This window comes from Actinocorallia herbida (assembly GCF_003751225.1).
GTDB classification, from domain to species: Bacteria; Actinomycetota; Actinomycetes; order Streptosporangiales; family Streptosporangiaceae; genus Actinocorallia; species Actinocorallia herbida.
In genome coordinates this window covers 4,942,917-4,965,900 of record NZ_RJKE01000001.1, presented here as the reverse complement: position 1 = coordinate 4,965,900, position 22,984 = coordinate 4,942,917, and the positions used below count along the sequence as shown (strand labels likewise).

Genomic DNA, 22,984 nt, shown 5'->3' with positions numbered 1-22,984 from the left:
GTCAGGCGTCTGTCCGTGCCGGGGCGCCGGCCAGTTCCGCGCCGAGGTGTGCGGCCAGCGCGGCCGGGGTCGGCAGGTCGTAGACCGAGCTGGGCGACAGGGAAAGGCCGGTCGCCCGCGCGAGCCGGTCGCGCAGGGTGAGGGCGCCGAGCGAGGTGATCCCGAGATCGAGGAAGTCGGCGTCGGGCGGCACGGCCCCGCCGCTCTCGTGGCCGAGGGCCTGGGCGGTCGCGGCGCGCACGAACTCCAGCAGCAGTCTGTCGCGCTCCCGCGGCTCGCGGCCTTCGAGACGGAGCAGGAGGCCGTCGGGGTCGGCGGCCGCGGAAGCGCCGTCCCCGGCCGCGCGCGGGCCCACGCCGGGGAACGCGGCGGTGGCGTCGGCGACGACGAGGCAGGGCGGCCCGGCCAGGACGCGGGGCAGGTCGCGCAGCGCGGCCGAGACCCGGATCGGGCGCAGGCCTGGCGCGTCCTCGGCCGCGGCCTGGTCGGCCGGGCCCCAGAGGAGCGAGGTCGCGGGGAGCCCGGCGGCGCGGCGCAGCCGGGCGAGCGTGTCATGGCACGCCCCGACGGCCAGGTCGCCGGGCCGGGTGGCGCACGCCGCGGCGGACGCCGTCAGCGGGGCGTAGAGGACGAAGGCGGCGAGGCCCAGGTCCGCGGTGGCCTTGTGCAGATTCCAGACCGCGGCGAGTGCCGGCGCGCCGCTCAGTGCCGGGCCGTCGCCGTCCGGCATCGCGGCGGCGTGGAAGAGCGCGGTCAGCGGCTCGTCGCGCGGAACGCGGCCGAGGAGGTCGGCCACGGCCGCCGGGTCGGTGAGATCGCACCGCACCGCCGTGATCGCGGCGGCGATCCCGTCCGGCGCGGGGTCCGCCGGGTCGAGGGCGAGGAGGACACGGGACGCTCCCGCGCCAGCGAGCCAGCGCGCGGTCGCGGCGCCCAGCCCGTGTCCGCCGCCGGTGACCAGGACCGTCCCGGCGGGCGTCCAGCCGGGCTCGGTCAGGCGGGTCCGGGTGAGGCGCCCGACGAGCAGCCCGTCGTCCCGGACGGCCACGAGCTCGTCGGGGCCGGTCAGCGCGGCGGCCAGGGAGCGCGCCGACCGCGCGGAGAACTCCGGCGGCAGGTCGACGGCGCGCAGCAGCCGCCGCGGGCCGCTGCGCTTGGCCGTCTCCACCACGGCCCACAGCTGGGCGTGCCCGGTGTCGGCGGGCGGCGCGGCGGGCCCGTCGGGGACGGCGCCGCGGGTGACGAACCACAGGGGCGCGTCGAGTCCGGCCCGGTCCAGCGCCTGGGGCAGCTCGGCCACGTGGTGTGCCGGAGCGGGCTCGGCGGGGCCACCGGAGGTGCGCGCCGCCAGGCAGAGCACGCCTTCGACCGGGTCGCCTTCCGCGGCCCCGACGAGGGTATCGGCGAGCAGGTCGAGGTCCGCGCCCGGCGCTGCGGGGATGCCGATGCGGACGGTCCGCGCCCCGCGCTCGTCCAGGAGCCGGGTCAGGGCGTCGGCGCAGGAGAGGTCCGCGTCGGCGCCGGGCAGGAGGAGAAGCCAGGTCCCCGGCAGCGGTGTGTCGCCCGCGACGGGCACGCGCTGTCGGCCCTGCTCGTGCCACCAGCCGCCGCTGCGCCTGTTCGCCGACAGCGCCGGGAGCAGTTCGGCGAGGAGCCGGTGCTTGGCCGGGTCGTCGAGGTCCAGGTCGAGGGCGGCCGACAGGGCGGGCAGGTCCTGCCGGTCGATCGCCTCCCACAGGTCGGTCCCCGACTCGTCGGCCGGGGCGGTGGCCGCGGCCGGCTCGTACCAGTAGGTGCGGTGCTGGAACGGGTAGGTGGGCGGCGGGGTCTCGGCCGTGGCGGCCCCGGCCCGCCAGTCCACCCGGCACCGGGTCGCGGTGTGCAGGTGGGCGAGCGCGGTCAGCAGGGCGGCGGGCTCGGCGAGCCGCGGATCCAGCACGGCCTGCGCGGTGACGCCGGCCAGGGACTGGCGGGCGAGGGTGGCGAGCGCCGGACGCGCGCCGAGCTCCATGTAGCAGGCGGGGGAGTGCTCGGCGTCCAGGCGGGCGAGGCCGTCGTGGAAGCGCACGGTGCCGCGGATCTGCCCGGCCCAGTAGGCGGGGTCGGCGAGCTGCTCGTCGGTGGCGGGCAGCCCGGTGACGTTGGAGACCAGCGGGATCCGCGCCGGATGGAAGGCGAGGCTCGCGGCGATCTCCTGGAACTCGGCGAGCATCGGCTCCATCAGCGGGGAGTGGAAGGCGTGGCTGACGACGAGCCTGCGATGCCGGATGCGGCGGGCGTCGAGGATCCCGGCGATCCGGTCGAGCGCCGGAAGCCCACCGGACAGGACCGTCGAGGAGGGCCCGTTGAGCGCCGCGATCGCGACGCCGTCCGCGGCCTCCACCAGGGGGCGCAGGTCGGCTTCCGCCGCCTGGACGCTCAGCATGCCGCCGCCCGCGGGCAGCGCGCTCATCAGGCGGCCGCGTGCCGCGACGAGCCGGGCGGCGTCCGGGAGCGTCCAGACCCCCGCGAGGTGGGCGGCGGTGAGCTCGCCGATCGAGTGGCCGAGCAGCCGGTCCGGCGCGATGCCGTGGTGCCCGAGCAGGCGGTGCAGTGCCACCTGGAGTGCGAAGATCGCCGGCTGGGCGTAGGCGGTGTCGTTGACGAGGTCGCCGCCGTCGAAGACGACCTCCTTGAGCGGCCGTTCGAGATGGGGGTCGAACGCGGCGCAGACGGCGTCGAAGGCCTCGGCGAACACCGGGAAGGCCGCGTACAGCTCCCGGCCCATGCCGGGGTGCTGGCTGCCCTGGCCGCTGAGCAGGAAGACCACGCCCTCGCCGTCGGCGGAGGGGGATCCGGTCACCAGCGCCGGATGCGCCTGGCCGGTCGCGAGCGCGGTGAGCGCCCCCGCCAGCCCGGCCCGGTCGCCGCCCGCCGCGACGATCACCGCCCGGTGGTCGAACCCGGTCCGGGCGGCGAGCGGTCCCGCGAGGGCGGCCGGGGTGACCTCGGGATGGGCGGCCAGGTGGTCGCGGAGCCGCGAGGCCGCCGCGCCGAGGGCCGCCGGGTCCTTGGCCGACAGCGCGATCGCGACGGCCGGCGCCGCGGCGTCCGCGGGCCGCCCCGCGGACTCCTCCGGCTTCTCCGGCGCCTGTTCGAGGATCAGGTGGGCGTTGGTGCCGCTGATCCCGAACGACGACACCGCGGCGCGGCGCGGCCGTCCCGTCTCCGGCCAGGGCGCCGCCTCCGCGAGCAGCGCGAGGTGGCCTGCCGTCCAGTCGACGTGCGGCGAAGGCTCGTCGGCGTGGAGCGTGCGCGGCAGGACGCCGTGCCGCAGCGCGTAGACGCTCTTGATGACGCCCGCGACGCCCGCCGCGGCCTGGGTGTGGCCGATGTTCGACTTGACCGAGCCGAACCGGGCGGGCCGGTCGGCGGTGTGGTGGCGGCCGTAGGTGTTGAGCAGCGCCTGGGCCTCGATCGGGTCGCCGAGCGTGGTGCCGGTGCCGTGCGCCTCGATCAGGTCGATCTGGTCGGCGGTGAGGCGGGCGACGGCGAGCGCCTGCTCGATGACCCGCTCCTGGGAGGGCCCGTTCGGCGCCGACAGGCCGTTGCTGGCACCGTCCTGGTTGACCGCCGAGCCGCGCAGCACGGCGAGGACCTCGTGCCCGTTGCGCTGGGCGTCGGAGAGCCGTTCGAGCAGGACGAGACCGGCTCCCTCGGCGAACCCGGTGCCGTCGGCGCCCGCCGAGAACGCCCGGCACCGCCCGTCGGGGGACAGGCCGCGCTGCCTGCTGAACTCGACGAGCAGCGAAGGCGTCGCCATGACGGTCGCGCCGCCGGCCAGCGCCAGTTCGCACTCGCCCGATCGCAGCGCCTGCGCGGCCAGGTGCATCGCGACCAGCGACGACGAGCAGGCGGTGTCGACGGTGACGGCGGGGCCTTCGAACCCGAAGGTGTAGGAGATCCTTCCGGACGCGACACTGCCCCCGTTGGAGGTGAGCAGGTAGCCCTCGAACTCCTCCGGGGCGTCCTTGAGCATCCGCAGCCCGTAGTCGGCGCTGATGACCCCGGTGTAGACGCCCACCTGCCGCCGGTGCAGGAGGGACGGGTCGAGACCCGCGTTCTCCAGGGTCTCCCAGGCGGTCTCCAGGAGCAGCCGCTGCTGCGGGTCCATGGCGATCGCCTCGCGCGGGCCGATGCCGAAGAACGCGGCGTCGAAGTCGCCCGCCGCGGAGAGGAACCCTCCGCGGTCGGTCGAGGTGGTGCCGGGGTGGTCGGGGTCCGGGTGGTACAGGTCGGCGGGCCAGCCGCGGTCGGCGGGGAAGGCCGAGACGGCGTCGGTCCCGTCGGCGACGAGGCGCCACAGATCGTGCGGGGTGCGGACGCCGCCGGGGAACCGGCAGCCCATGCCGACGATCGCGATCGGCTCGTCGGCCGGGGCGGCGGTCCGGAGGGCGGGGCCGCCCCGCGACGGCCGCTCGGTGATCCGCGCCAGCAGGTGCTCGGCGATGGCGCGCGGGCTCGGGTGGTCGAAGACCAGCGTCGGCGGGAGGCGGAGTTTCGCGGCGTTCGCGAGCCGGTTGCGCAGTTCGACGGCCGTCAGGGAGTCGAATCCCAGCTCCTTGAAGGGCCGGTCGGCACTGATCCCGGCCGGGTCCGGGTGGCCCAGGACGGCGGCGGCCTGCGCCTGGACGACGCCGAGCAGATGCCTCAGCCGCTGCTCGGGATCCAGGTCGGCGAGCCGCCGGGCCAGGGCGCCGTCCCCGCCGCCGGACGCGCGGCGGGTCCGCGGGGCGAGGCCGCGCACGAGCGGAGACGGGTGCCCGGCGGCGGCGGAGACGTCGAGGGTCGCGGCGAGGACGCACGCTTGCGCGAGGGCGAGTGCGTCGTCGAGGAGGGTGAGGCCGTGGTGGTCGGTGAGGGGGAGGATGCCGGAGCGGCGGAGTCGGGTGCGGTCGGTGTCGGTCAGGTTCGCGGTCATGCCGCTGGTGTTCTCCCATAGGCCCCAGGCGATGCTGGTGGCGGGGAGGCCGTTGTTGTGGCGGTGGTGGGCGAGGGCGTCGAGGTAGGTGTTGGCGGCTGCGTAGTTGGCCTGTCCCGGGTTGCCGAGGGTTCCTGCGGCGGAGGAGAAGAGGATGAAGGCTTCGAGGTCGAGGTGGCTCGTCTGCTGGTGGAGGTTCCAGGCGGCGTCGACCTTGGGGCGGAAGACGGTCTCCAGGTGGGCGGGGGTCTGGCCGTCCAGCGGCGCGTCCTGGAGCGCGCCCGCGGCGTGGATCACCGCGGTGAGGGGGTGCTCGGCCGGGACGGCGGCGAGGAGTGCGGCGAGCGCCTCGGGGTCGGCGGTGTCGCAGGCGGCGATCGTCACGTGCGCGCCCAGTTCCTCCAGCCGGGTTTGGAGGTCGGCCGCGCCCAGGGCGTCGGGGCCGCGGCGGCCGACGAGCAGGAGCCTGCGGACGCCGTGCGCGGCGACGAGATGCCCGGCGACGAGGGCGCCGAGCGTTCCGGTGCCGCCGGTGAGCAGGACGGTGCCGGTTCCGGAAAGGGGCGACGGCACGGCGTCCGGGCGGGCCACCTGCGCCAGCGCCGGGATCAGCGCCCGGCCCTCCCGCAGCGCGAGCTGCGGATGCCCGGTCGCGACGGCCGCCGCGAGCAGTGCGTCCGACGAGGGCAGGTCGTCGGTGTCGACGAGCACGAACCGGTCGGGGTGCTCGGACTGGGCCGCGCGGACCAGGCCCCACACCGCGGCCGGCGCCGGGGCGGCGTCCGCACCGGCGACGGAGACGGCGTTCCGGGTCCTGACCACGAGCCGGGATCCGGCGAGCCGCTCGTCGGCGGCCCACCGGCGGAGCACTTCGAGCACCTCGGCGGTCAGGTCGCGGACCGCCGCCGGGTCCGCGGGCCGCGTGGCGACGTCGAGCAGGACGGTCTCGGGCGGCTCCGCGGCGAGCGCGCCGAGGTCCGTCGCGCGGGCGAGGAGGACCGGGGGCCCGGCCGCGGACCCGCCGGTCGCGGCCGGACGCCAGTCGATCGTGAACAGGGAGCGGTCGGCGGAGGCCGCGAAGGCGCGCAGGAACTCCTCGCCGTTCACCTCCCGCAGGGTCAGCGCGCCGACCGTGAGCACGGGGGCCCCGGACGGGTCCCACGCCTCGATCCGGACGGTCTTCTCGCCGGTCACGGTCATCCGGACGCGCAGTTCGGCGGCGTCGGACGAGGCGAGCCGGACCGCGTGCCACGAGAACGGCAGCGCCGTCCCGCCGTCGCCGTCGTCGTGGACGGCGAGCGGGTGGAGCGCGGCGTCCAGCAGCGCCGGGTGGATGCCGTACCCGCGCGCGGCGACGTCCGGGTCGAGGGCGACGCGGGCGTCCAGGACGGCGCCGTCGCGGTGCAGCCCGCGGAGGTTCCGGAACGCGGGACCGTAGTGGTACCCGTGTTCGCCGAGCCGTTCGTACAGCCCCTCGACCGGGACCGGGTCCGTGGTCGGCGCCTCCGGCGGGTCCGTGAAGTCGTCCGGCGAGTCCGGGGCGAGCAGGCCGGTCGCGTGCTCGACCCATCCGTCCGCGCCCGCTCGGGAGTGGAAGGCCACCGGCCGGTGGCCGTCCTCGTCGGGCGCGGCGACGGTCAGATGCAGGTCGCGTGGAGCGCCCGAGGTGAGGACGAGCGGCGCGCGCAGGGTCAGCTCCTCGACCCGCGGGCAGCCGACGGCCTGGCCCGCGTGCAGCGCGAGGTCGAGGAACGCGGTGCCGGGCAGCAGGGGGGTCGCGTGCACGGCGTGGTCGGGAAGCCAGGCCGCCGTGTCGAGGGACAGCCGGGCGGTGGCCTGCCAGCGGCCGTCCGGGAGAGCGGTGGCGGTCGCGAGCAGCGGATGGTCGGCCGGGCCGAGGCCGAGGCCGGCCGCGTCGCCCGCGCCGGTCGGGCTCAGCCAGAACCGCCGGTGCTGGAACGGGTAAGTCGGCGGTTGGGCGGCGGCCTCCCCCGGGTGGGGCGGGTGCCAGTGGGTGCCGGGCCGCGCGGCCCGCACGTGGCGGGCGGCCAGGGAGCGGAGGAACCTGTCGTGGCCGCCGTCGTCGCGGCGGAGTGTCCCGAACGCGGCGCCGGGCGCGTCGGCGGAGTGCAGCAGCGCGTCGATCGCCGGGACGAGCACGGGGTGCGGGCTGGTCTCGATGAACGCCGCGTGGTCGGCGGCGAGGGACGTCAGGGTCGGGAGGAACAGGACGGGGTTGGCGAGGTTGTCGTACCAGTAGGAGGCGTCGAGGGTCGTGGTGTCCTCGATGAGCTCGCCGGTGAGGGTGGAGTGGAAGGGGATGGTGGCCTGCTGTGGGGTGAGTCCTGCGAGTTCGGTGTGGAGGGTGTCGCGGAGTGTGTGCATGTGGGGGGTGTGCGAGGCGTAGTCGACCGGGATCATGCGGGCGTCGAGTCCGCGCCCCGCGCAGCGCGCGACGAGCGCGTCGGCCGCGGCGGCCGCGCCCGCGATGACCGTGTGCGCGGGCCCGTTGAGCGCGGCGAGGTGGAGTTCGCCGGTGAGGCCGAGGTCGTCGATGAGGGTTCGGGCGGAGGCGGCGTCGAGCGGCAGGGAGACCATGCGGCCGGTGTCGGCGAGGTCCACGAGCGCTCGGGCACGGGTGGTCACGATGTGGGCGGCGTCGTCGAGCGAGAGCGCCCCGGCGATGTGCGCTGCGGCGATCTCGCCTTGGCTGTGTCCGATGACGGCGTCGGGCTGGACGCCGTGGTGCTGCCAGAGCCGGGCGAGGGCGACCATCATGGCGAACAGCGCGGGCTGGACGACGTCGGTCCGGCTCGGCAGTTCCGGGAGCGCCAGGATGTCGTGGAGGTCCCAGCCGGTATGGGGCTGGAGTGCCTGGGCGCAGTCGTCGAGGGCCGCGGCGAACGCCGGGGATTCGGCGTGCAGTCGGAGGCCCATTCCGGCCCATTGGGAGCCCTGGCCGGGGAACACGAACACCGTACCGCCCGCCACCGGCCGGTCGTCGGAGGTCACGAGGCCGTCGTCCGGGTCGCCGGAGGCGAGGGCGGCCAGGGCCGCGGTGAGGCCGCCGCGGTCGGCGCGGCCGGTGACGAGCACGGCGCGGTGGTCGAACACCGTGCGGGCGGCGAGCGGCGCGGCGAGCGCGGCCGGACCGAGCGCGGGATCCTCGGCCAGCCGCTCGGCCAGCCGCAGGGCGGCGGCGCGCAGCGCTTCGGGATCCTTGGCCGACAGAGGGAGCGCCACCGCGGGCGGCTCGGCCTCCTCGTCAGGGGCCGCCTCGGGCGCGGGGGGCTCCTCGATGATGAGATGCGCGTTGGTGCCGCTGATCCCGAACGAGGACACCGCGGCGCGGCGCGGCCGCCCGGGGTCGGGCCAGGGCAGGGCGCGGTCGAGCAGGGCGAGGTGCCCGGCGGACCAGTCGACGTGCGGGGTGGGGTCGTCGATGTGCAGGCTCCGCGGCAGGGTGGTGTGCCGCAGCGCGTAGACGCTCTTGATGATGCCCGCGACGCCCGCCGCGGCCTGGGTGTGCCCGATGTTCGACTTGATCGACCCCAGATAGGCGGGCCGGTCGGCGGTGTGGTGGCGGCCGTAGGTGTTGAGCAGAGCCTGGGCCTCGATCGGGTCGCCGAGCGTGGTGCCGGTGCCGTGCGCCTCGATGAGGTCGACGTCCGCGGGCGTCAGGCCCGCGTTGGCGAGCGCCTGCCCGATGACCTGCTCTTGGGAGGGCCCGTTGGGCGCGGACAGGCCATTGCTGGCGCCGTCCTGGTTGACGGCCGAGCCGCGGATGACCGCGAGCACCTGATGGCCGTTGCGTTCGGCGTCGGACAGCCGTTCGAGCAGGATCAGGCCGACCCCTTCGGCGAAGCCGGTGCCGTCGGCGGCCGCCGCGAACGCCTTGCAGCGGCCGTCGGGGGCGAGGCCGCGCTGGCGGCTGAACTCCAGGAACGGGGTCGGCGCCGCCATCACCGTGACGCCGCCCGCCAGCGCCACCTCGCATTCGCCGGACCGCAGCGCCTGCGCGGCGAGGTGGACGGCGACCAGCGAGGAGGAGCAGGCGGTGTCGATCGTGACGGCCGGGCCCCGGAAGCCGAAGGTGTAGGAGATCCGGCCGGAGGCGACGCTGTTGCTGATGCCCGTCGACAGGTAGCCGGAGACGTCCTCGGGCGCCTCGTGCAGCAGATGCGCGCCGTAGTTGCTGGCGAGCACGCCGGTGTAGACGCCGACGGTCCGCGGCCGCAGGCGGTCGGGGTCGAGACCGGCGCTCTCCAGCGTCTCCCAGGCGGTCTCCAGCAGGAGCCGCTGCTGCGGGTCCATCGCCAGGGCCTCGCGCGGGCTGATCCCGAAGAAGGCGGGGTCGAAGTCGCCGGCGTCGTGCAGGAATCCGCCCCGGTCGGTGTGGCTGGAGTTCGGGCGCGACGGGTCCGGGTCGTACAGGCCGACCGGCCAGCCGCGGTCGACGGGGAACGCGGTGAGCGCGTCGGACTCGCCGGCGACGAGGCGCCACAGGTCGTGCGGGGAGTGCACCTCGCCCGGGTAGTGGCAGCCCATCCCGATGACCGCGATCGGCTCGTCGGCGGCCGTCGTCCGGGGCTGCGCGGACGGGGCGGCGGTCGCGTCCCCGGGGGTGATCCGGGCGAGCAGCTCGTCGGCGAGGGCGGTCGGGTTCGGGTGGTCGAAGATCAGGGTCGGCGGGAGCCGCAGCCGGGTGGCGCCGGCGAGCCGGTTGCGGAGCTCGATGGCGGTGAGGGAGTCGAAGCCGAGGTCCTTGAAGGCCAGCCCCGGCGCGATGAGGTCCGGGTCCGGGTGGCCGAGGACGGCGGCGGCCTGCGCCCGCACGATGCCGAGGACCCGCTCCCGGCGCCGGGCGGCGTCGAGCGGCGCGAGCTCCCGGGTGAGGCCGTCGGCGGAGCCACCGGCGGGGGCGCCGGCCGCCGCGGCGCGGCGTCTGGCGGGGGCGAGCCCGCGCAGCAGCGGCGACGGATGGTGCGCGGTCGTCGCGGCGGTGATCGGCGTGGCGACGACGTGCGGCTCGCCGAGGCGGAGCGCGGTGTCCAGCAGGGCCAGGCCGTGCCCGTCGGAGAGGGGGTGCACGCCGGAGCGCCGCAGCCGCGCCCACTCCGCCTCGGACAGCCCGCCCGTCATGCCGCTGGTGTTGTCCCACAGGCCCCAGGCGATGGACGTGGCGGGGAGATCGTTGCTGCGGCGGTGGTTCGCGAGGGCGTCGAGGTAGGTGTTGGCCGCCGCGTAGTTGGCCTGCCCCGGGTTGCCGAGGGTGCCTGCCGCCGAGGAGAAGAGGATGAAGACCTTGAGGTCGAGGTGCCTTGTCAGCTGGTGGAGGTTCCAGGCGGCGTCGACCTTGGGGCGGAAGACGGCCTCCAGGTGGTCGGGGGTCTGGTTCTCCACGGGTGCGTCGTGCAGGACGCCTGCGGCGTGGACGACCGTGGTGAGCGGGTGCTCGGCCGGGATCGTCGCGAGCAGCGCGGCGAGCTCGTCGGGGTCGGCGGTGTCGCAGGCGGCGATCGTCACGTGCGCGCCGAGCGCCTCCAGACGGGCGCGCAGGTCGTCGGCGCCCGGGGCCGCCGGGCCCCGGCGGCTGACGAGCAGCAGACGCCGCACCCCGTGCCCGACGGCCAGGTGTTCGGCGACGAGCGCGCCGAGGGTGCCGGTGCCGCCGGTGATGAGCGCGGTGTGGTGGGCGCTCGGCGGGTCGAGGGCGAGGGTGATCTTGCCGATGTGGTCGGCCCGGGTGAGGGTGCGGATGGCGGAGTGCGTGCGGGTGACGGGGTAAGCCGTGTGGGGCAGGGGGGTGAGCGCCCCGGTGACGGTGAGATGGTGGTGGACGGCCCGGGTGAGCTCGTCGAGATGGTCGGTTCCGGTGGAGATGAGGTCGAAGGGCTGGTAGTCGATGTCGGGATGCCCGGTGAGCTGTTCGGGGGTCCGGATGTCGGTCTTGCCCATCTCGATGAAGTGGCCGCCCGGCTTGAGGAGGCGCAGGCCGGCGTCGACGTGCTCCCCCGCGAGGCTGTTGAGGACGATGTCGAAGCCGTGCGGCGCGGTCTCGCGGAAGTGGTGCTCGTAGTCGACGGTGCGGCTGTTGGCGAGGTGGGCGTCATCGAAGCCCTGCTCGCGCAGGACCGGCCACTTGGGAAGGCTCGCCGTCGCGTAGATCTCGGCTTGGAAGTGTCGTGCGATCTGGAGTGCGGCCTGTCCGACGCCGCCCGTGGCGGTGTGGATGAGGATCTTCTGGCCTTTTTTGAGGCCGCCGAGGGTGATGAGTCCGTGCCAGGCGGTCAGGAAGGCGACGGGGACGGTGGCGGCCTGTGCCCACGTCCAGTCGTCGGGGACCTTCATCACCAGCCGGTGGTCCGTGGTGGCGATCGGGCCGATGCCGCCATGGGTGAACAGGCCGGTCACCCGGTCGCCCGCCCGGAGGCTTGTCACGTTCGCGCCGGTCTCGACGATCTCGCCCGCCTCCTCGCCGCCGATCGGCGAATCGGTGGCCACCATGCCCAGCGCGACGAGGACGTCGCGGAAGTTCAGGCCCGCCGCGCGGGTGCGGATGCGGATCTCGTCCGGCTCCAGGGGGCGGTCGTGCAGGTCCGTCGGCGCCAGCACCACGTCTTCGAGCGTCCCCGTGCGGGTGATCTTCTCGAGCTGCCAGCCGTCGTGGTCCGGCGGGATCAGGAACTCCTTGCGGCTGTCGACCAGCCTGCCCCGGTGCAGCGTGCCGCCGCGCAGCACGAGCTGCGCCTCGTCCAGGGCGAGCGCCACGCCGGTCGCGCGCAGGATCGCGGCGGGGCCGGCGTCGTCGACGTCCAGCAGCCGGAACCGGCCCGGGTGCTCGCTCTGCGCGCTGCGCACCAGCCCCCAGACGGCCGCCTGCGGCAGCGACGGGCCCTGGGAGTCGCCGGGGACGGTCTGCGCCCGGCGGGTCACGAACGTGAGGGTGCCGGTGCCCGCGGCCGCCCATGCGCGGACCAGGTCGAGGGCCGCGCCGGTCGCCGCGGTGACGGCCTCGGGGCAGCCGCAGCCGTCGGCCGCGTGCGCGCAGGGGCCGGCCGTTCGCGACGGCAGCGCGAGCACCTCGTCGGGCGTCCCGGCGAGGTCGGCGAGGAGGGCGTGTGCCGCGCCTTCGGCGGGCTCGCCGAGCAGGACGGGGGAGCCGAGGTCGGCGGGCCCGGTGTCGGGAAGGGCCTGCCAGGCGAGGTGGAACAGATCGTGCGCGGGGCCCTGGGCGGTCGCCGACAGATCGCCGTGGAACGGACGCAGCACCAGCTCGTCGACCGACAGCACCGGCCGGCCCTCCGGGTCGGCGGCGTGCAGCGCGACCGCGTCGGCGCGTGACCGCGTCAGCGCGACCCGCAGCGTGTCGGCGCCGGTCGCGTGCAGCCGCACGCCGCTCCAGGAGAAGGGCAGGCTGATCCCGTCGCGCTCGCCGGGATCGGCGAGGAGCGCGTGCAGGGCGGCGTCGAGCAGCGCGGGATGAAGGCCGTACCCGTCGGCGCTCGTGTCCGGATCGAGGCGGACCTCCGCGTGGAGCACCTCGCCGTCGCGGCGCAGCGCGCGCAGGTTCCGGAACGCCGGGCCGTAGCCGTGGCCGTCGGCGTCGGCCCGCTCGTACAGATCCGACACGTCGACCGCGGTGCCTCCCTCCGGCGGGCCCGCGGGGGCGGCGGAAGGCGTCTCGGGGGCCAGGACCCCCGCCGCGTTGGCGGTCCACTCGGTCCGGTCGCCGGGCGGGCGGGAGTGGACGGCGAACGAGCGGCGGCCGCCGTCGCCCGGGGCGCCCACCGTGACATGGAGGTCCACCGGTCCCGCGGCCAGCGCGAGCGGCGCCTGGAGGGTCAGCTCCTCGACGGCGGCGCAGTCGGCGCGGTGCCCGGCGTGCAGCGCGAGGTCGACGAACGCCGTACCGGGCAGGATCACCGTGCCGTTCACCGTGTGGTCGGCGAGCCACGGCTCGGTCTCCAGGGACAGCCGCGCCGTGTACACGATCGCGCCGTCCGGTTGCTCGACCGCGGCGCCGAGCAGCGGATGCTCCGGCGAGGTCAGTCCGAGTCCCGTCGCGTCGGTGGCGGCCGCGGCCCCTTCGAGCCAGAACCGCTGTCGCTGGAAGGCGTAGGAAGGCGGCCGCTCGTCCGAGGCGGGCGCGTGCCAGTCGGTGCCGGGAGCCGCCGCGTCGGCGTGGTGGGCGGCCAGCGACGTCAGGAACCGGCGGAGCCCGCCCTGGTCGCGCCGGAGCGTCGGATGCGCCGATCCCGCCGTGCCGGTGCCGTGCAGCAGGTCCTGGATCGCCGGGACGAGCACGGGGTGCGGGCTCATTTCCAGGAAGGCCGTGTGCTGCGGGATCAGGGCGGCGAGCACCGGGTGGAACAGGACGGGTGCGGCGAGGTTGTCGTACCAGTACCCGGCGTCGAGCACTCCGGTGTCCTCGATGAGCCGGCCGGTGAGCGTCGAGTGGAAGGGGACCGTCGCCGGGGCGGTCGCCACTGTGCCGAGGCCGGACCGCAGCCGGTCGCGCAGCCCCCGCATGAGCGGGGTGTGCGAGGCGTAGTCGACCGGGATCATCCGGGCGTCGAGCCGTGCGGCCGCGCCGTGCGCGACCAGTGCCTCGGCCGCGGCGGTGGACCCGGCGACGACCGTGTGGTTCGGGCCGTTGAGCGCGGCCACGTGCAGCTCCCCGGTCAGGCCGAGGTCGCCGAGCAACGCCTCGGCGGCGACCGCGCCGACGGGCAGCGACACCATCCGCCCGGTGTCGGCGAGGTCCAGCAGGGCCCGCGCCCGCACGCTGACGATGCGCGCGGCGTCGTCCAGGCTCAGCGCGCCCGCGATGTGCGCCGCGGCGATCTCACCCTGGCTGTGGCCGACGACCGCGTCGGGCCGCACTCCGTGGTGCTGCCACAGCCGGGTCAGCGCGACCATCATCGCGAACAGCGCGGGCTGCACCACGTCGGTGCCCGTCAGCGGTTCCGGCCGGGACAGCACCTCGTGGAGCCGCCAGCCGGTGTGCGGTTCGAGCGCCTGCGCGCACTCGTCCAGGGCGCGGGCGAACACCGGGGACTCGGCCGCCAGCAGGGTGCCCATCCCCGCCCACTGCGAGCCCTGGCCGGGGAACACGAACACCGTTCCGCCTCCGGTCGGCGGCTCGTCGCCGACGACGAGGGCCGGATGGGGCAGCCCGTCGGCGAGCGCGGCGAGCGCGGCCGACGCCTCGGCCCGGTCGTCCGGGCCGGTGACGACGACGGCGCGCCGGTCGAACAGCGCCCGGCCGGCGAGCGGCGCGGCCAGCGCGGCGGGAGCCAGCTCCGGACGTGCGGCGAGGCGCGCGCCGAGCCTCCGGGCCGTCTCGCGCAGCCCCTCGGGGTCCTTCGCCGACAGCGGCAGGGCGATCGCGGCGGCGTCCGGCACCGTGCCGTGCCGCTCGGCGGGGTCGGGCTCCGGCGCCTGCTCCAGGATGAGGTGGGCGTTGGTGCCGCTGATCCCGAACGACGACACGGCCGCGCGGCGCGGCCGTCCCGTCTCCGGCCACGGTGCCGCCTCGGTGAGCAGCGTGACATGCCCGGTGGACCAGTCGAGGTGCGGTGACGGCTCGTCGACGTGCAGGGATCGGGGGAGGGTCTCGTGCCGGATGGCCTGCACCATCTTGATGACGCCCGCGACGCCCGCGGCGGCCTGGCTGTGCCCGATGTTCGACTTGATCGACCCGAGCCGCAGCGGCAGTTCGGCCGTGTGGTGCCGGCCGTAGGTGTTGAGCAGCGCCTGCGCCTCGATCGGGTCGCCGAGCCGGGTGCCGGTGCCGTGCGCCTCGACCGCGTCGACCTCCTCCGCGGAGAGCCGGGCGTTGGCCAGGGCCTGCTCGATGACGCGCTGCTGCGACGGGCCGTTCGGCGCGGTGAGCCCGTTGCTGGCGCCGTCCTGGTTGATCGCCGAGCCCTTGATGACCGCGAGGATCCGGTGGCCGAGCCGTTCGGCGTCCGACAGCCGCTCCAGCAGGATCAGCCCGGCGCCCTCACCCCAGCCCGTGCCGTCGGCGGCCGCCGCGAACGGTTTGCAGCGGCCGTCGGGGGACAGGCCGCGCTGGCGGCTGAAGTCCACGAACGGGGTCGGCGCGGCCATGATCGTCACGCCGCCGGCCAGCGCCATCGAGCACTCGCCCATGCGCAGCGAGTGCGCCGCGAGGTGCATGGCGACCAGCGAGGACGAGCAGGCGGTGTCCACGGTAATCGCGGGTCCTTCGAAGCCGAAGGTGTAGGCGACCCGCCCGGAGGCGACGCTGTTGCTGATGCCCGTCGACAGGTAGCCCTGGATCTCCTCCGGCGTCTCGATCAGCAGGTGCGCGCCGTAGTTGCTGGACAGGACGCCCGCGAACACCCCGACGCCGTGGCCGCGCAGCCCGGCCGGGTCGAGCCCCGCGTCCTCGAAGGTCTCCCAGGCGGTCTCCAGCAGGAGCCGCTGCTGCGGGTCCATGGCCAGGGCCTCGCGCGGGCTGATCCCGAAGAACGCGGCGTCGAACCGGTCGGCGTCGTGCAGGAACCCGCCGTACCGGGTGTAGGAGGTGCCGGCCCGCTCGGGGTCGGGGTCGTACAGGTCCGCCCAGCCGCGGTTGACCGGGAACTCCGAGATGCCCTCCCGGCCCTCGGTGACCAGCTCCCACAGCTCGTCGGCGGAGCGGACGCCGCCGGGGTACCGGCACGCCATGCCGACGATGGCGATCGGCTCGAACCTCTCCGACTCCACCTCGCGGACGCGCTGCCGGGTACGGCGCAGGTCGGCCGTGACGCGCTTCAGATAGTCCCTGAGCTTTTCTTCGTTGGACATCTGCATTCCTCCGGTGAAGGGGTCAGGAGATTCCGAGCTCGTTCTCGATGACGTCGAAGAGGTCGTCGTCGGTCGCGGCGGAGAGATCGCCGTCAGCGGCGGTGGTGCCGGTCCCGGTCCAGCGGGACAGCAGCACCTCGAGCCGGGCGGTGACGGCGGCCCGGTCCGCGTCGTCGTCGGGCACCTCGGCGAGGGCGGTCTCCAGGGCCTCCAGGCCGGAGAGGATCGCGGGCACCGAGCCGGCCACCGGCGGCGCGAGCCTGCCGAGCAGCTGCGCGGCGAGCGCGGTCGGGCTGGGGTGGTCGAAGATCAGGCTCGGCGGGAGCCGCAACCCGGTGGCGCCGGCGAGCCGGTTGCGGAGCTCGACGGCGGTGAGGGAGTCGAAGCCGAGCTCCTTGAACGGGCGGTCCGGGACGATGGCCTGCGGCGCGGGATGCCCGAGCACGGCCGCGGCCTGCCCCTGGACGAGGGCGAGCAGCCGCTTGCGCTGCTGGTCCGCGGTCAGCCCGGCCAGCTCGGCCACGAGGTCGCCGTCCCGGCCGGGCAGCCCTGCCCGGCCGCCCGCCGCGGCCGTTCGGCGGGCCTGCGGGGCGAGGCCGCGCAGGAGCGGGGACGGGTTCCCGGCGGCCGCCTCCGAGGTGATCGGAGTGGCGACCGCGTGCGGCCGCCCGAGGGCGAGTGCCGCGTCGAGGAGGGCCAGGCCGTGTCGGTCGGTGAGGGGGAGGATGCCGGAGCGGCGGAGTCGGGTGCGGTCGGTGTCGGTCAGGCCCGCGGTCATGCCGCTGGTGTTCTCCCACAGGCCCCAGGCGATGGAGGTGGCAGGGAGGCCGTGCGCCTGCCGGTGGTGGGCGAGGGCGTCGAGGTAGGTGTTGGCGGCTGCGTAGTTGGCCTGTCCAGGGTTGCCGAGGGTTCCCGCCGCCGAGGAGAACAGGACGAACGCTTCGAGGTCGAGGTGGCTCGTCTGCTGGTGGAGGTTCCAGGCGGCGTCGACCTTCGGACGGAACGCCGCGGCGAGGTGCGCCGGGCTCTGTCCGTGCAGCGGCGCGTCGCGCAGGACACCCGCGGCGTGGACGACCGTGGTGAGCGGGTGCTCCTCGGGGATGGTGGCGAGGAGGGCGGCGAGTGCTTCGGGGTCGGCGGTGTCGCAGGCGGCGATGGTCACGTGCGCGCCGAGCGCTTCCAGCCGCTCCCTGAGCGCGTCGGCGCCGGGGGCGTCCGGGCCGCGTCGGCTGACCAGCACGAGACGCCGGGCGCCGTGCTCGACGGCCAGGTGCTCGGCGACGAGGGCGCCGAGGGTGCCGGTGCCGCCGGTGATGAGCGCTGCGCGGTGGGTGGTCGGCGGGTCGAGGGTGAGGGTGATCTTGCCGATGTGGTCGGCGCGGGTGAGGACGCGGATGGCGGCGCGGGCGTGGGTGATGGGGTGCGCCGTGTGGGGGAGGGGGGTGAGGTCGCCGGCCATGAGGTGCCGGTGGACGGTCTGGTTCAGCCGGTGGAGATGGTCGGTTCCGGTCGTGATGAGGTCGAAGGGCTGGTAGTCGATGTCGGGATGCCCGGTGAGCTGTTCGGGGGTCCGGATGTCGGTCTTGCCCATCTCGATGAAGTGGCCGCCGGGCTTGAGGAGGCGGAGGCTTGCGTCGATGTGCGCGCCCGCGAGGCTGTTGAGGACGATGTCGAAGCCGTGCGGCGCGGTCTTGCGGAAGTGGTGCTCGTAGTTGGTCGTGCGGCTGTTGGCGATGTGGTGGTGGTCCAGTCCGCGCTCGTGGAGCACGGGCCACTTGTGGGGGCTCGCGGTCGCGTAGATCTCGGCTTGGAAGTGTCGTGCGATCTGGAGTGCGGCCTGTCCGACGCCGCCCGTGGCGGTGTGGATGAGGATCTTCTGGCCTTTTTTGAGGCCGCCGAGGGTGATGAGTCCGTGCCAGGCGGTCAGGAAGGCGACGGGGACGGTGGCGGCCTGTGCCCACGTCCAGTCGTCGGGGACCTTCATCACCAGCCGGTGGTCCGTCGTCGCGACCGGGCCGATGCCGCCCTGGGAGAACAGGCCCGTGACGCGGTCGCCGGGGCGCAGCGTCGTCACGTCGGAGCCGACCTCGGTGACCTCGCCGGCCTCCTCGCCGCCGATCGGCGCCAGCGCCTTGACCATGCCGAGCGCGACGAGGACGTCGCGGAAGTTCAGGCCCGCCGCGCGGGTGCGGATGCGGATCTCGTCCGGCTCCAGCGGACGGTCGTGCAGGTCCGTCGGGGCCAGGACGATGTCGTCGAGCGATCCCGTGCGGCTCGTCGTCATCAGCTGCCAGCCCGTGTCGGCGGGCGGGACCAGGAACGTCTCGCGGCTGTCGGCCAGCCGCGCCTGGAAGACCGTCGTGCCCCGCAGCGCGATCTGCGGCTCGTGCAGCGCGGCCGCCACGGCCACCGCCCGCAGCAGCGGGCCCGGTTCGACGGCCGCGACGTCCACGATCCGGAAGCGGTCCGGGTGTTCGCTCTGCGCGCTGCGGACCAGGCCCCACAGTGCCGCCTGGGTCAGCGACGGCGGTCGTTCCCCGTCGTCCGGAAGGGTCTGCGCCCGGCGGGTGACGACGGTGAGCGTGGAGGCGGCGAAGCGCTCGTCGGCCGTCCAGTCCTGGAGCAGGCGCAGCAGGGCCTCGGCCGCGGCGGTCACCGACGCGGGGCAGCCGCAGCCGTCGGCGCTGTGCGCGCAGGCCGCTTCCGTCAGCGAGGGCAGCGCGACCACCTCGGCGGGCGGCCGGTGGTCGCCGAGCTCCGCCGCCAGCTCCGCGAAGTCCGCGTGCACGGCCGCCCCGGTGTCGTCCGGCGGCGCCCCGAGGAACGCCGCGCCCGCGAGCTGCCGCGGCTCGGACTCCGGCGCAGGGATCCACGCCAGGTGGAACAGGTCGGGCACCTCGGGTCTGGCGGGCGCGGAGACGGCGAGCTCGCCCGTCAGCGGGCGGACGACCAGTTCCTCGACCGTCAGGACCGGCTCCCCCTTCGGGTCCGCCGCGTGGAGCGCGACGGCGTCCGGCCGCAGCGGCGTCAGGGTGACCTGGAGCGCGTCGGCACCGGTCGCGTGCAGCCGGACCCCGCGCCAGGAGAAGGGAAGGCCGAGGGCGCCCTCGCCGAGTCCGTCGACGGCGAGGGCGTGCAGGGCGGCGTCGAGGAGGGCCGGGTGAAGGCCGTGGTTCTGGACGGGGGTGTCCGCGCCCAGCCGGACCTCGGCGCGCAGCGCGGTGCCGGCGCGGTGCAGGCCGTGCAGGTTGCGGAAGGCCGGACCATAGCCGTAACCGGCCGCCTCCAGCCGTTCGTACAGGCCGGACAGGTCGGCCGGGTCTCCGGCCGCGGCGTCCGGGAGGGGCACCTCGGTGGTCTCCGGGGCGAGGGTGCCGGTCGCGTGCGTCACCCAGCCGGCAGGGTCGTCTCCGGGCCTCGAGTGCACGGCGAAGGCGCGGCGGCCCTCGTCGTCGGCCGGTTCGACCGCCAGATAGAGGGTGCGCGGGGACGCCAGGACCAGCGGAGCCTGGAGGATCAGCTCGTCCACGGCCGGGCATCCCGTCGCCTCTCCGGCGTGCAGGGCCAGGTCGAGCAGGGCGGTGCCGGGCAGCAGCGGAGTGCCGTGGACGGCGTGGTCGGCGAGCCACGGGCGGGACTCCAGGCCGATCCTTCCGGTCGCCTGCCAGCGGCCGTCGGGGAGGAGCGCCTCGGCCGCGAGCAGCGGGTGCCCGGCCGGGACGAGGCCCAGGCTCGCGGCGTCGCCCGCGGGCGCGTCGAGCCAGAAGCGGGTCCGCTGGAACGGGTAGCCCGGCGGCGGCTCCACCGGCTCGGCGGCGGCGGGCGGCCAGACGACGCGCGCGCGGGTGCCGGTGTGGGCGTGGGCCAGCGCGCGCAGGAACGCGGCGCAGTCCGGCCGCCGGTGGTCCAGGACGGGCAGGGCCGGCGCGGCGTCGTCGAGGCTCTGGTGGACGAGGGTGCTGAGGGTGGGGCGGGGTCCGAGTTCGAGGTAGAGGGTGGGGGTGTGTTGGGTGTCGAGGTGGGTGAGTCCGTCGTGGAAGCGGACGGTGCCGCGGATCTGGGCCGTCCAGTAGGAGGGGTCGGTGAGCTGTTCGTGGGTGGCGGTGCGGCCGGTGAGGTTGGAGACGACGGGCAGGTGGGTGGGGTGGTAGGTGAGGTTCGCGGCGGTCTTGTGGAATTCGGTGAGCATGGGTTCCATGAGGGCCGAGTGGAAGGCGTGGCCGACGACCAGGCGGCGCGCCTCGACGCCCTGCTCGGCGAGCCGTTCCGCGAGCGCGTCCAGCGCATCGAGGGGACCGCTGACGGCGGTCGCGAGCGGCGAGTTGACGCCGGCGATCTCGACGTCGGCGCCGTCCAGGTACGGGGTCAGTTCCGTCTCGTTCGCCTGGACGGTGAGCATGCCGCCTCCGGTGGGCAGGGTGCTCATGAGGCGTCCTCGTGCGGCGATGAGTCGTGCGGCGTCCTCGAGCGTCCAGAGTCCGGCGAGGTGCGCGGCGGTGAGTTCGCCGATGGAGTGGCCGAGAAGGTGGTCGGGGTGTACGCCGTGGTGGGCGAGCAGCCGGAACAGTGCCACTTGGAGGGCGAAGAGGGCGGGTTGGGCGTAGGCGGTGTCGTTGATGAGGGGGTCGTCGCCGAAGACGACGTCCTTGAGCGGTCGTTCCAGGTGGGGCGAGAACGCTTCGCAGACGGCGTCGAAGGCGTCCGCGAAGGCGGGGTAGGTGGTGTGGAGGTCGCGGCCCATCCCGGGGAACTGGCTGCCCTGACCACTGAACAGGAACACCACTTCGCCTTCGCGCGGAATGCCGGTCACCACCTGCGGCGCGGCCGTTCCGGCGGAGAGCGCGGACAGGCTCTCGGCGAGCGTCGCCCGGTCGCCGCCGTCCGCCACGACGACGGCGCGCCGCTCGAACAGGGCACGGGCCGCCAGCGGCGCCGCGAGCAGCGCGGGGGTGGCCCGCGGATGCGCGGCCACATGCGCGGCCAGCCGGGCCGCGGCGTCGCGCAGCGCCTGCGGGGTGCGCGCCGACAGCGGCAGCGCGACCGCACCGCCGGGGGGCTCGGCCGGCTGCCGCTCGGGGGCCTGTTCGAGGATCACGTGCGCGTTGGTCCCGCTGATCCCGAACGACGACACCGCCGCGCGGCGCGGCCGCCCGGTCTCCGGCCACTGCCGCGCCTCGGTGAGCAGCGCGACTCCGCCGCCGTCCCAGTCGACGTGGGGGGAGGGCCGGTCCACGTGCAGCGTCTTCGGCAGGGTGCCGTGCCGCATCGCCTGGACCATCTTGATGACGCCCGCGACGCCCGCGGCGGCCTGGGTGTGCCCGAGGTTGGACTTGACCGAGCCGAGGTACAGGGGCCGTGCCGCCGGGCGCTGCCTGCCGTAGGCCGAGAGCAGCGCCTGCGCCTCGATCGGGTCGCCCAGCGTGGTGCCCGTCCCGTGCGCCTCGACCGCGTCGACCTCGTCGGCGGCGAGCCCCGCGCTCGCGAGCGCCAGTTCGATCACCCGCTGCTGGGCGGGGCCGTTCGGCGCCGACAGCTGCGTCGTCGTCCCGTCCTGGTTGATCGCGGAACCCTTCACGACCGCGAGCACCGGGTGCCCGAGCCGTTCGGCGTCCGAGAGGCGTTCGAGCAGGAGGAGGCCGACGCCCTCGCCCCACCCGGTGCCGTCGGCCGCGGCCGCGAACGACTTGCAGCGGCCGTCCGGCGAGAGCCCGCGCTGCCGGCTGAACTCCAGGAACACCGAGGGCGTCGCCATCACGGTGACCCCGCCCGCCAGCGCCATCGTGCACTCACCCGCGCGAAGCGCCTGCGCCGCGATATGGAGCGCCACGAGCGACGACGAGCACGCGGTGTCGATCGTCACCGCGGGCCCCTGGAACCCGAACGCGTGCGAGACGCGCCCGGACGCGACACTCCCCGCGCTCCCCTGCCCGAGATACCCCTCGACCTCGGCCGGCGCCCGCAGGACCCGCCCGCCGTAGTCGTGGTACATCACCCCGGCGAACACCCCGACGGGGCTTCCGCGCAGCTCCCCGGGATCGATCCCGGCGTTCTCCACCGCCTCCCACGCCGTTTCCAGCAGAAGCCGCTGCTGCGGATCCATCGAAAGCGCCTCACGCGGCGGGACACCGAAGAATTCTGCGTCGAAATCCGCGGCCTCGTGCAGGAAACCGCCGTACCTCGTATAACTCTTATGCGCTTTCTCGGGATCGGGATCGTACAGCGAATCGACGTCCCATCCCCGGTCCGCGGGAAACTCCGAAACGGCGTCCCGCCCGTCGGCGACCAGCTCCCACAGCTCCCGCGCCGACCCCACCCCACCGGGATACCTGCACCCGATCCCCACGATCGCGATCGCCTCGGACCGCGCCGACTCCAATTCCCGCACCCGCTCGCGCGCGTGATAGAGGTCGGTGGTCGCCCGCCGAAGATATTCGCGAAACTTATCCTCTTCAGACATTCGAACCCCCAAGGCGCACGAAATTCAGCTTCTCCGTCGCACCCTAGTTCCACCCCCTAACAACGCCCTATAACCCCTCTTAAGCCCCGCCCCCTGCGGTTCGCGTCATCCCCGGTCGCCGGGTTCGCTCATTAGGCTGCGGAGGGTGAGCACAGATGAGAACCTCAGGTGGCGGCCGCTCTCCGAAGGCGCTCCGGCGGGATATCTGAAGGTCGTCTCCCGGCTCTACCGGTACCCGGACGGCCGCACGGACACCTGGGACATCCTGCTGGGCGGCTCCTCGGTCGCGGCGCTCGCGCTGACCGATGACGAGCAGGTCGTCCTGGCGCGGCAGTTCCGGCCGGGTCCGGGCGCGGTCCTCCTGGAGCTGCCGGGCGGGCTCGTCGAAGACGGCGAGGACGTCGTCGACGCGGCACTGCGGGAACTGCGGGAGGAGACCGGCTACACGGCCGCCTCCGCCGACCTCGTCATGCAGACCTACCTGGCCTCCTACGCCACCCAGCGGCGGCACGCCGTCGTCGCCCGCGGCTGCGCACGGGCGGGCGAGCCGCGGCTCGACCCGGGAGAGTTCATCGAGCCGATCCTCATGCCGATCGACGACTTCGTGCCCTACGTGCTCACGGGCCGGCTGACCGACACCGACCTGGCCCTCGCCGCCCTGGTAGCGGCCGGCTACCTCCAGCCCACCACCCGGCCCCACCGATGACCCCCGTAGAAGGGCTGCATCGGAGCCGCCATCGGGCCGGGCC

The 22,984-nt window shown here is 75.2% G+C and carries 3 protein-coding genes; 1 reads left to right on the top strand and 2 read right to left on the bottom strand.

All coding sequences use genetic code 11. The features are described from left to right. Nucleotide 1: 1 nt before the first annotated feature. Nucleotides 2-15,778, bottom strand: coding sequence for a type I polyketide synthase (locus EDD29_RS22795; protein ID WP_170201517.1), 15,777 nt, complete (start codon nt 15,776-15,778; stop codon nt 2-4). Between the two features lie 22 nt (nt 15,779-15,800). Further along, nucleotides 15,801-22,235, bottom strand: coding sequence for a type I polyketide synthase (locus tag EDD29_RS22790; RefSeq protein ID WP_123666366.1), 6,435 nt, complete (start codon nt 22,233-22,235; stop codon nt 15,801-15,803). A gap of 145 nt (nt 22,236-22,380) precedes the next feature. Between EDD29_RS22790 and EDD29_RS22785 the strand changes: the two genes are divergently transcribed. Next, complete coding sequence (locus EDD29_RS22785; protein ID WP_170201516.1) at nt 22,381-22,941, top strand: NUDIX hydrolase; 561 nt, start codon at nt 22,381-22,383, stop codon at nt 22,939-22,941. Nucleotides 22,942-22,984 lie beyond the last annotated feature (43 nt).

What these genes read in the sequence shown, in the direction of transcription:
- EDD29_RS22795 (WP_170201517.1), bottom strand. Translation starts at nt 15,778, where the DNA reads ATGTCCAACGAAGAAAAGCTCAGGGACTATCTGAAGCGCGTCACGGCC.
- EDD29_RS22790 (WP_123666366.1), bottom strand. Translation starts at nt 22,235, where the DNA reads ATGTCTGAAGAGGATAAGTTTCGCGAATATCTTCGGCGGGCGACCACC.